This window comes from Halomonas sp. BC04 (genome assembly GCF_000568385.1).
Map to the genome: position 1 here is coordinate 1 of NZ_AZQX01000267.1, position 10121 is coordinate 10121.

Genomic DNA, 10121 nt, shown 5'->3' on the forward strand with positions numbered 1-10121 from the left:
CCGGCCCGGGTGCTCTCCGGCGGCGAGCAGCAGCGCCTGGCCCTGGCGCGGGCCTGGGTGCTGGAGCCCGACGTACTGTTTCTCGACGAACCCACGTCGGCACTGGACCCGGCATCGATGCGAGCCGTGGAGGATGCAGTGCACGCCTTTCACGACCAGGGCTCGCGCATCGTGATGACCAGCCACGATCTCAACCAGGCCCGCCGCCTGGCCGACGACATCGTGTTCCTCTACGAGGGTCGCATCATCGAGCACACCCCGGCCCAGGCGTTCTTCCACGCCCCCTGCAGCCAGCTCGCCCGTGATTTCCTCTCCGGTGAACTGCTCGGCTGATGGGAGGCGACCAGGCCATGTTCCGCTACCGTCGAATCGTCCCAACACTGCTCCTCGGCTATCTCCTGGCAGCACCCCAGGTCGGAGCTGAAGCGCGATACATCGTGCTCGCCTCCACCACCTCCACCGAGAACTCGGGACTGTTTCGCTCCATCATCCCGCCGTTCACCGAGGCCACCGGCATCTCGGTTCGGGTAGTGGCGGTGGGAACCGGCCAGGCCTTTGCCATCGCCCGCCGCGGCGATGCCGATGCCCTGCTGGTGCACGACCCCGCCGGCGAGGCAGAGCTGATCTGCGAGGGGCATGCCAGCGAGCGAGCGGAGATCATGGTCAATGACTACGTGCGTGGTGGGCCCCGGCAGGACCCGGCCGGAATCATCGCGGCCGATACGGCAATTGAGGCCTTCGCAGCCATCGCCGCCGCCGAGACACCCTTCACCTCACGCGGCGACGACAGCGGCACCCACCGCGCCGAACGACAGCTGTGGCGTGCGGCCGCCATTGCCCCCCAGGGTACATGGTATCGGGCCCTGGGCAGCGGGATGGGCCCGACGCTGAATACCGCCGCCGCCATGGATGCCTACGTTTTCACCGATCGCGCCACCTGGGCCGCCTTCGACAACCGCCAGGAGCTCGTGCTGCTCTTCGAGGGCGACGAAGCCCTGCTCAACCCGTACGCCAGCGTGCTGCTCTCGACAGAGCGCCACCCCCACCTGAAGCATGCGCCAGCAAGCAAGTGGCACCGATGGCTGCTCTCCGAGGAAGGCCAGCAGGCCATCGCCGAGTTTTCAGTCGACGGCCAGCCACTATTCTTTCCCAGTGCCCGATCCGACAGCGACGATGCCCTCGCACCGTCCGATCCCGAGTCGCGTGCTGAATTTCTGGTATGCCATTGAAATAATCGGCAAGCATCAATACCAAGGGAGTATTACCCACCGCCGATTTCATCGGCTATATCGCTTCATCTCATCGGCAAATTCACCCCGTAATCGCTCCCACTCCATCTTGAACCAGGGTGTATAGCGTTCCGCTCGCGAGACCAACTCGGCATCAAGCCTTGCGGGGGATATCCAGCACCATTCGGCGATTTCCTGGCGGTTGGGGCGTGGCTCCTTGTCACTGACCCCCAGATATACCCAACATAACTCGTGCTCGGCTCCGCCTGCATCGTATCGAGCCTGATAGCGGAACTTATAGAGGTAGTCGAGCTCTGCCTCGATGCCGACCTCTTGCCATAGTCGCCGGTGAACCGCCTCTTCCATCCGCTCGCCTCGGCGTGGATGACTGCAACAGCTGTTGGACCAGAACAGCGGCCACAAGCGCTTGCCTGCGGCACGCTGTTGAAGAAGAAGCTCCCCGTCATGATTGAACACAAACAGCGAGAAGGCACGATGCAGCACACCGTCGCCTTCGTGACACTCCACTTTGCTCAAGTGACCCAGTTCCCTGTCCTGGTCATCGACCAGGATCAACTCCTCATCATCGAAAGAAACGGCCTCGTCACGCTCGCTTTCGCCTGTGTTAATCAATCGTCAACCTCCATTTAGCTCTCCTCCTGAGCAACGGGGATCTTGAATGACGACTGGACAGAACATCTGCCTACTGATCGCCATTGGGCTGTAGTCGACCACCACTTGCCGTCGGAAAATCGCCACCAAGATACGGCTCGGAAGCCCAGGCACTCAGTTCAGGGTTCGGTCCCGGAAATGGCCTGAGCGGCAAACCGGTGGTCACACCGGTGAAGAGCAGCTTGAGCATCCAGTCATGGCGTGCCGTCAGACTAGTGCTGACGAGGGTGGCTTTAACAATGCGACGTGAAACCTTGACCTGCCTGCCGCTGCGATAAGTCGGCTGAGAATCTATCCGCCTGAGTGTGAGGACGGCAAGGCCGATTGCCCATAAGCAGAAGCGTTTGATACCCGATTCCTTCGATGGAATCATCAGGGTGTAGCGAAAGGCGTTACGTAAATGGGCATGCGCAATACCGATCATGTAGCGCAGTGCCGCTGCGAATGCCTGGTCTCTGCGTACCGGAGCCATGCTAGCCAATTCCACACCAAACTCCTGAAACTCCTTGCGCGGCAGCCAACAGACGCCATGCTGCCGATCGTCCCAAAGGTCCTTGAGAATATTGGTAAGCTGCAGACCTTCGCCGAACGAAGGCGCCAAGGCCAGCAACTCGGGACGTTTCTCGTGTATTTCGACGGAATGCTGGCAGAATAGCTCGGTGAGCATTTCACCGACGACGCCTGCTACGTGATAGCAATAGCGGTCCACTTCGGCCAGATCATGCAAGCCCTCCAGACTCGCACGGCCCTGATAGCAACCCATGCCCCGACACATGATGCTCACACATTTGACCAGCACCTGCTGCTGTGACGCGGTGAGACTGCGGGTACAACCCACGATCGATGCCGTGTTGGCCATCAACTCTCGCTCATTCGGTGAAGTCGCTTCCGAGAGTAGCGGCGTGACCTGCTTGGCGAAATTCTGAGCCGTCTCCTCCCCTCTCAGCACTGACAGAAATCGTTCATGGAAAGTGACCTTCTGAAACGCAGACAGCGACGGTTCATCCTCCAGGGTGTCCACAATACGGCAAAGCAGATAAGCATTGGTCACCACCTTGCGCAGCTCGGCCGGGAGCTGGGGAATGGTGAGGGCAAAGGTGCGTGATACCCCGGGCAGGATCTTGTCCTGGTAGGCTTGTTCCGCTGCAATTCTGGAAGTCGTCGAAGAGAAATGGGCCATGGCAGGACACCGATGCGTAAGTGACTATTGACCGTGGCCGGCCATCTTTCCCTGCTTTATTTTTGCTTCCAGGCAGGCTGAAAATGCAGGCTATCACGCTTGCTTACGAGAGAGTACCGATGTTCAGGAGCCTGTCGGGCTTAACGCTAATCTACTACGAGATCCGGTCTTTCGGCCAATTTCATTCGATCTGATTCGTGAAATAGCGGGCTATTCGCCTCATCAGATCGATAAACTTGTCTCGAAATCCGAATCTCTCGCAACGATCGGTCAAGTCCGACAGGCTCCTGGTTCACGCTGAAGACGCCGCCCCCGCCACCTCCAATCGTCCCAACAGCCCATCCAGCTCGTTGCACAGAAAGCGCGGCTCCACGCACTCGTCGAGATGTCCCGCAGCGAAGCGCAGAAAGCCTTGCGCCGCGTGGGGCAGTCGTTTGTCCCGGCGCACGATGAACTGCCAGTGGCTCTCGATGGGCAGCCCATCCACCGCCAGGATCACAAGGTCAGAGTGTTCCGGCGGCAGCACATGCTCGGAGAGCACCGCGAGCCCCATGCCAGACGCCACCCCCACGCGAATGGCCTCGTTGCTGGCCATCTGCAGGCTCGAGCCCAGCGAGAGCCCCTGCTCCTGCAGCCAGCTCTCGAACAGCATTCGCGTGGCAGAGCCCGGTTCGCGCAGTAGAAAACGCTCCCTCAGCAGTTCACTCATGGCGACACGCTCCCGGGTGGCCAGGGCATGGCCCCGCGGCGCGATCACCACCAGTGGATTGCGCAGGAAGCGCCCGGCCAGGGCATGGGCCAGCGACGGCGGATGACTGAAGACGTAGAGGTCGTCATCCTGCCGCTCGAAGCGTGTCAGCATCTGGCGGCGATTGCCGATATGCAGCGTCACGTCGACCTCTGGAAACACCTGGCTGTACGGCCCCAGCAGCCGGGGCAGCACGTACTGCGCCGTGTTGACCAGGGCAATGCTGAAGCGCCCTCGCTCACCGCCCCTCAGTGCGACCAGGTAATCCTCGAAGTCGTCGAAACGTCCGAGCACCTCGCGGCTGGCGCGGTAGAGCTCGGTGCCGGCTTCCGTGGTCTCAAGGCGACCACGGCGACTCACCAGCAGCGGCTCTCCACTGCCTCGCTCAAGCGCTTGAGCTGCTGGGATACCGTGGGCTGGGTCAGGTGCAGCTGACGAGCCGCATCGCTGACGGAACCGCTGCGCACCACGGCAACATAGACCTGCAGTAGCCGAAAGGTGAGATGACGTACATTCATGGCTCGCTCGGGCAGCCCGCTCCTGTGCCTGGATGGATGATTACCCGTATAAACAGGTAGATGAATAGCACGGAATGGCAGTCATTATAGAGAATAATCTATACTGATATAACTGTTTTTTTATTGGTATCTATGAACTACCTTGCAGACAATGCCCGCGCTCCTTCCGCTCATCGATTCGAGAGTCCCGCATGCCCGATATCGTGGTGATGTTCTTTCTGCTCGGCCTTCTCGCCGGCATCGTCAAATCCGACCTGAACATACCCAAGGCAGCCTACGACACACTGAGCCTGCTGCTGATGCTGACCATCGGCCTCAAGGGGGGCATGGCGCTCTACGGCAACCTGCGCTGGTCGCTGTTACCGGAGCTTCTTGCGGTTGCAGCCCTGGGCGCATTGATCCCTATCGTATTGATGCCCGTGCTACGCCGCCTGGTCCGCCTTTCGCCTGCCGACAGTGCCAGCATCGCCGCCCACTACGGCTCGGTCAGCGCCGGCACCTTCGCCGTGGCGCTGGCCTTCGCCGAGGGGCGCAATCTGCCCATCGGCGCCGAGGTCACCCTCTACCTGGTGATGATGGAGCTGCCGGCGATCATGGTGGCCATCGCGCTCTATCGGCGCCACAAGGGCAGCGACTCCGGCGAAGCGCTGCAAGGCATCTGGCATGAAACACTGACCAACCGCGGGGTGATCCTGCTGGCCGGCGGCGCGGTGATCGGCGCCATGTACGGCCCCATGGAAGGCGCAAACGTCACCGAGCTCTTCACGGGTGCCTTCCATGCGGTGCTGGCACTCTTCCTGCTGCAGATGGGCCTGACCGCAGCCGAAACCCTGCGCCCCATCCCCTGGTTTCACTGGCGACTGCTCACCTTCGCCCTGGTGGCACCGTTCATCCTGGCCATGGCCGGGCTGGCCGTCGGCCTCGCCCTGGGCCTTCCCAGCGGTTCCCTGCTGATCCTGACGGCGCTCGCCGCCAGCGCCTCCTATATCGCAGCACCGGCCGCCATGCGCACCGCCGTGCCCGAGGCCAACATCGGCCTGGCCATGCTGGCAGCGCTAGGCTTTACCTTCCCGCTGAACGTGATCGTGGGCATCCCCATCTATCACCAGCTGGCGCTCTGGCTGGGCTGATCGAAGCCAAAGGCGCCATCGACCCCCAGGTCGGTGGCGCCGACCCCGCTCTTCTGCCAGTCTTTTTCCCACTACGTCGCTTCTCGCCACCTCGCTTCTTCGACATTCGTCGCAGCACCCGAACCCGCACTTTACGTTAACGTCAACCTGGCCTAGTCTTGTAACCATTCCAAGATGCGAGGCGAATCTGTACCCGATCGCCCAGCACTACCTGACAGCCGCACCACGTGACAGACAATGGGAGTTCCGCCAATGCTCACGCCCTACCAGCCCCTCGACTTCGGCCTCGACGATGAACTGAACATGTTGCGCGATCAGGTCAACGCCTTTGCCCGCGACGAGATCGCCCCCCGTGCGGCCGAGATCGACGAGAAGAACGAGTTCCCCAATGACCTGTGGCAGAAGTTCGGCGACATGGGGCTGCTGGGCATCACCGTCTCCGAAGAGGATGGCGGCACCGGCATGGGCTACCTGGCGCACTGCATCGCCATGGAAGAGATCTCCCGGGCCAGCGCCTCGGTGGGTCTCTCCTACGGCGCGCACTCCAACCTCTGCGTCAACCAGCTCAAGATCAATGCCAGTGCCGAGCAGAAGGCCAAGTACCTGCCCAAGCTGATGACCGGCGAGCATGTCGGTGCCCTGGCCATGTCCGAGCCGGGCGCCGGTTCCGACGTGGTCTCCATGAAGCTGCGCGCACGCAAGGAGGGCGACCACTTCGTCCTCAACGGCAACAAGATGTGGATCACCAACGGCCCCGACGCCGATGTGCTGGTGGTCTACGCCAAGACCGACCCGGAAGCCGGCTCCAAGGCATTACCGCCTTCATCATCGAGAAGGGCATGCCCGGCTTCACCACCGCCCAGAAACTCGACAAGCTGGGTATGCGCGGCTCCAACACCTGCGAGCTGGTGTTCCAGGACTGTGAAGTGCCCGTCGAGAACGTGCTGGGCGAGCTCAACCGTGGCGTCAAGGTGCTGATGAGCGGCCTGGACTACGAGCGCACCGTGCTCGCCGCCGGCCCCATCGGCATCATGCAGGCGGCCATGGACATCGTGGTGCCCTACATCCACGAGCGTAAGCAGTTCGACCAGGCCATCGGCGAATTCCAGCTGGTGCAGGGCAAGATCGCCGACATGTACACCACCCTGAACGCCTGCCGCGCCTATCTCTACGCCGTGGCCGCCGGCTGCGACCGCGGCCAGACGTCCCGCAAGGACGCCGCCGGCGTGATTCTCTACTGCGCCGAGAAGGCAACCCAGGTGGCGCTGGATTCGATTCAGCTGCTCGGCGGCAACGGCTACATCAACGAGTACCCCACCGGACGCCTGCTGCGCGACGCCAAGCTCTACGAGATCGGCGCCGGCACCAGCGAGATCCGCCGGATGTTGATCGGCCGCGAGATCTTCAACGAATCCAGGTAATGGTGGCAGCCTCCGGTCGGCAACTACCGCACTGTAGGAGCAGCTTTAGCTCCGGTCCGACGCATCGGCGACTGGAGGCCGAAGGACTCCCGGCGGTGTTGCCAAGGCTGGCGACAGCGCCAACGTCGAAGCCTCCGCCAAGGCGCCTGCCGGCGCCAGTCGCGACGCGGAGCGGCGCTCCAACAAGGTCGGCAACTACCGCACTGTAGGAGCAGCTTTAGCTCCGGTCCGACGCATCGGCGACTGGAGGCCAAAGGGCTCCCGGCGGTGTTGCCAAGGCTGGCGACAGCGCCAACGTCGGAGCCTCCGCCAAGGCGCCTGACGGCGCCAGTCGCGATGGGGACCAGCGCTCCAACAGGGAGGCTGTCACCTGACGCGGCAGGAAAATACAGCTGTAGGAGCGCCGCTTTGCGTCGCGACTGGAGGCCGAAGGACTCCCGGTGGTGTTGCCAAGGTTGGCAACACCACCAGAACCACCAAAGACGCACCGCCCACGAAGCACTACCCTGCTTCGAAGACGAACAGCAAGGATCTTTCCATGAGCATCCTGAACACCCAGATCAATCCACGCAGCGACGTCTTCCAGGCCAACGAGGCGTCGATGCGCCACGAGGTCATGAAACTTCGCGAGCTGACCGCCGCCATCAGCCAGGGTGGCGGCGAGAAGGCCCGCACCCGGCACGAGTCCCGCGGCAAGCTGTTCGTGCGCGACCGCATCGACCACCTGCTCGACGAGGGTTCGCCCTTCCTCGAGTTCTCGGCGCTGGCGGCCCATAACACCTATGAAAGCCCGATTCCCGCCGCCGGCGTGGTCACCGGCATCGGCCGCGTCTCCGGGGTGGAGTGCGTGATCGTCGCCAACGACGCCACGGTCAAGGGCGGCACCTACTTCCCGATGACGGTGAAGAAGCACATCCGCGCCCAGGAGATCGCCCGCAAGCACCGCCTGCCCTGCATCTACCTGGTCGACTCCGGCGGCGCCCACCTGCCCAGCCAGGACGAGGTGTTCCCCGACCGTGACCACTTCGGCCGCATCTTCTACAACCAGGCCACCCTCTCCGCGGAAGGCATCCCGCAGATCGCCGTGGTCATGGGGTCCTGCACCGCCGGCGGCGCCTATGTGCCGGCCATGGCCGACGAGTCGATCATCGTCAAGGAGCAGGGCACCATCTTCCTGGGTGGCCCGCCGCTGGTGAAGGCCGCCACCGGCGAGAGCATCAGCGCCGAAGATCTGGGCGGCGCCGACGTGCACTGCAAGGTGAGCGGCGTGGCCGACCACTACGCCGAGAACGATGCCCATGCCCTGCAGCTGGCGCGCGGTTGCGTGTCACGACTCAACTGGCAGAAGCGCGGCCAGCTGAAGATGCAGGAGCCCAAGCCGCCGCGGCTCGACCCGGCCGAGATCTACGGCATCGTCGGCACCGACCTCAAGAAGCCCTACGACGTGCGTGAAGTAATCGCGCGCATCGTCGACGACTCCGACTTCGATGAATTCAAGCGCTACTACGGCGACACCCTGGTGACCGGCTTCGCCCATATCCACGGCTACCCGGTGGGCATCGTCGCCAACAACGGGGTGCTGTTCTCGGAATCCGCGGTCAAGGGCGCGCACTTCATCGAACTCTGCACCCAGCGCAAGATCCCGCTGATATTCCTGCAGAACATCACCGGCTTCATGGTCGGCTCCAAGTACGAGCACGAAGGCATCGCCAAGCACGGGGCCAAGCTGGTCACCGCGGTGGCCTGTGCCAAGGTGCCCAAGTACACCGTGCTGATCGGCGGCAGCTTCGGCGCCGGCAACTACGGCATGTGCGGCCGCGCCTACGACCCCAACCTGCTGTTCATGTGGCCCAACGCCCGCATCTCCGTCATGGGCGGCGAACAGGCCGCCGGCGTGCTGGCCCAGGTCAAGCGCGACCAGCACGAGCGCGAGGGTCGCGAGTGGTCCGCGGAAGAGGAGGAAGCCTTCAAGACCCCCACCCGCGACCAGTACGAGCACCAGGGCCACCCCTACTACGCCAGTGCACGGCTGTGGGATGACGCGTCATCGACCCGGCCCAGACCCGCGACGTGCTGGGCCTGTCACTGGCCGCGGCGATGAATGCCGAGGTGCAGGAAACCAAGTTCGGCGTGTTCCGTATGTAGTGTTTCTGTAGAGGTAGCTTTAGCTCGCGACGGCGGCCTCGAGGCGAAAGCATGACGACAGCCGCCGCGCAGCAGAGCCGGAATGCCAAACCGCACCCCGACAGAAACGAATCAAGGGTACTGACATGTCATCAAACGATACCTTTTCCCGCCTGACCATCGACGACCGCGGCGTCGCCTGGCTCACGCTCGATCGTCCCGAGGTGCACAACGCCTTCGACGACAGCCTGATCGCCGAGCTCAACGCCCACCTGGAGCGGCTCCACGACGACGCCCACCATGGCCACGTGCGCGTGGTGGTACTGGGTTCCGAGGGCAAGAACTTCTCCGCCGGGGCCGACCTGGGCTGGATGAAGCGCATGGTCGAGTACGACTTCGAAGGCAACCTGGCCGACTCGCGCAAGCTGGCACAGCTGATGCACCGCCTCGACACCCTGCCCTGCCCCACCATCTGCCGGGTGCAGGGAGCCGCCTTCGGCGGCGCCGTGGGCCTGGCCGCCTGCTGCGACATCGTCATCGCCTCCGACAAGGCCAAGTTCTGCCTTTCCGAGGTAAAGATCGGCCTCTCGCCGGCGGTGATCAGCCCCTACGTGCAGCGTGCCATCGGTCCGCGCCAGATGCGCCGCTTCGCCCTCTCCGCCGAAGTGGTGGATGCCGCCACCAGCCTGACCCTGAGCCTGAGCCACCAGGTCGTGGGGCTCGACGAGCTGGACGAGGCCGTCGAGGCCATGATCGGCACCCTGCTCGGCGGCTCGCCCCAGGCCCAGCGCGCCACCAAAGCGCTGCTCTTCGAGGTGGCCCGGGAGCCCGACAGCAAGGCCACCCGCGAACACACCTGCAACGTGATCGCTGAACTACGCGTCAGCGCCGAGGGTCAGGAAGGCCTTTCCAGTTTCTTCGAGAAGCGCCGCCCCGCCTGGGTCGACGACACCGCCGCTTCAACCAAGACGTCAGCCGACACGGAGCGACGCTCATGAGCCAGACACCGCATACCCGTACTCGCCAGTTCGACACCCTGCTGGTAGCCAACCGCGGCGAGATCGCCTGCCGCGTCATGCGTACCGCCCGCGCCATGGGC

The 10121-nt window shown here is 63.3% G+C and carries 9 protein-coding genes and 2 pseudogenes; 7 read left to right on the forward strand and 4 right to left on the reverse strand.

Annotated elements, in window-relative coordinates:
• Nucleotides 1–333 (forward strand): ATP-binding cassette domain-containing protein (locus Q427_RS18415; RefSeq protein ID WP_043516562.1); only part of this gene is annotated, 333 nt, incomplete at its 5' end.
• 17 nt (nucleotides 334–350) lie between these two features.
• Nucleotides 351–1229, forward strand: a complete 879-nt coding sequence (locus tag Q427_RS18420) for a substrate-binding domain-containing protein (RefSeq protein ID WP_051496516.1) — start codon at nucleotides 351–353, stop codon at nucleotides 1227–1229.
• A gap of 48 nt (nucleotides 1230–1277) precedes the next feature.
• Here Q427_RS18420 and idi read toward each other — a convergent pair whose 3' ends face one another.
• The 4 genes from idi to Q427_RS37050 all read right to left on the reverse strand — a co-directional run bounded on the left by idi (nucleotide 1278) and on the right by Q427_RS37050 (nucleotide 4347).
• A complete protein-coding gene (gene idi / locus Q427_RS18425; RefSeq protein ID WP_197030732.1) occupies nucleotides 1278–1862 on the reverse strand; it encodes an isopentenyl-diphosphate Delta-isomerase in 585 nt (194 codons plus the stop codon).
• Between the two features lie 70 nt (nucleotides 1863–1932).
• Nucleotides 1933–3081, reverse strand: coding sequence for a phytoene/squalene synthase family protein (locus Q427_RS18430; protein WP_081786081.1), 1149 nt, complete (start codon nucleotides 3079–3081; stop codon nucleotides 1933–1935).
• 292 nt (nucleotides 3082–3373) lie between these two features.
• Complete coding sequence (locus Q427_RS18435; protein ID WP_442905528.1) at nucleotides 3374–4189, reverse strand: LysR substrate-binding domain-containing protein; 816 nt, start codon at nucleotides 4187–4189, stop codon at nucleotides 3374–3376.
• Complete coding sequence (locus Q427_RS37050) at nucleotides 4186–4347, reverse strand: LysR family transcriptional regulator (protein ID WP_442905529.1); 162 nt, start codon at nucleotides 4345–4347, stop codon at nucleotides 4186–4188. Before Q427_RS37050 ends, Q427_RS18435 begins: the two co-directional genes overlap by 4 nt.
• Before the next feature lie 191 nt (nucleotides 4348–4538).
• Here Q427_RS37050 and Q427_RS18440 point away from each other — a divergent pair, with 191 nt between their 5' ends.
• From Q427_RS18440 to Q427_RS31485, 5 genes and pseudogenes are all read left to right on the forward strand, one after another.
• Nucleotides 4539–5477 (forward strand): sodium-dependent bicarbonate transport family permease, encoded by a 939-nt coding sequence (locus tag Q427_RS18440; protein WP_043516563.1) that lies wholly within the window; start codon nucleotides 4539–4541, stop codon nucleotides 5475–5477.
• A gap of 252 nt (nucleotides 5478–5729) precedes the next feature.
• Nucleotides 5730–6898: pseudogene (locus tag Q427_RS30395) on the forward strand (isovaleryl-CoA dehydrogenase).
• 538 nt (nucleotides 6899–7436) lie between these two features.
• Nucleotides 7437–9043: pseudogene (locus tag Q427_RS18455) on the forward strand (carboxyl transferase domain-containing protein).
• 125 nt (nucleotides 9044–9168) lie between these two features.
• Entirely contained in the window at nucleotides 9169–10020 is an 852-nt protein-coding gene (locus Q427_RS18460; RefSeq protein ID WP_043516567.1) for an enoyl-CoA hydratase/isomerase family protein, read from the forward strand.
• Nucleotides 10017–10121, forward strand: a 105-nt coding sequence (locus Q427_RS31485) for a biotin carboxylase N-terminal domain-containing protein (RefSeq protein WP_155833616.1), incomplete at its 3' end; no start/stop codon positions are given. The genes Q427_RS18460 and Q427_RS31485, both read left to right, overlap by 4 nt.

Bases quoted from the DNA above. Each gene is read 5' to 3' on its own strand.
- Q427_RS18420 (WP_051496516.1), top strand. From the start codon at position 351: ATGTTCCGCTACCGTCGAATCGTCCCAACACTGCTCCTCGGCTATCTC.
- Q427_RS18430 (WP_081786081.1), bottom strand. From the start codon at position 3,081: ATGGCCCATTTCTCTTCGACGACTTCCAGAATTGCAGCGGAACAAGCC.
- Q427_RS37050 (WP_442905529.1), bottom strand. From the start codon at position 4,347: ATGAATGTACGTCATCTCACCTTTCGGCTACTGCAGGTCTATGTTGCC.
- Q427_RS18440 (WP_043516563.1), top strand. From the start codon at position 4,539: ATGCCCGATATCGTGGTGATGTTCTTTCTGCTCGGCCTTCTCGCCGGC.
- Q427_RS18460 (WP_043516567.1), top strand. From the start codon at position 9,169: ATGTCATCAAACGATACCTTTTCCCGCCTGACCATCGACGACCGCGGC.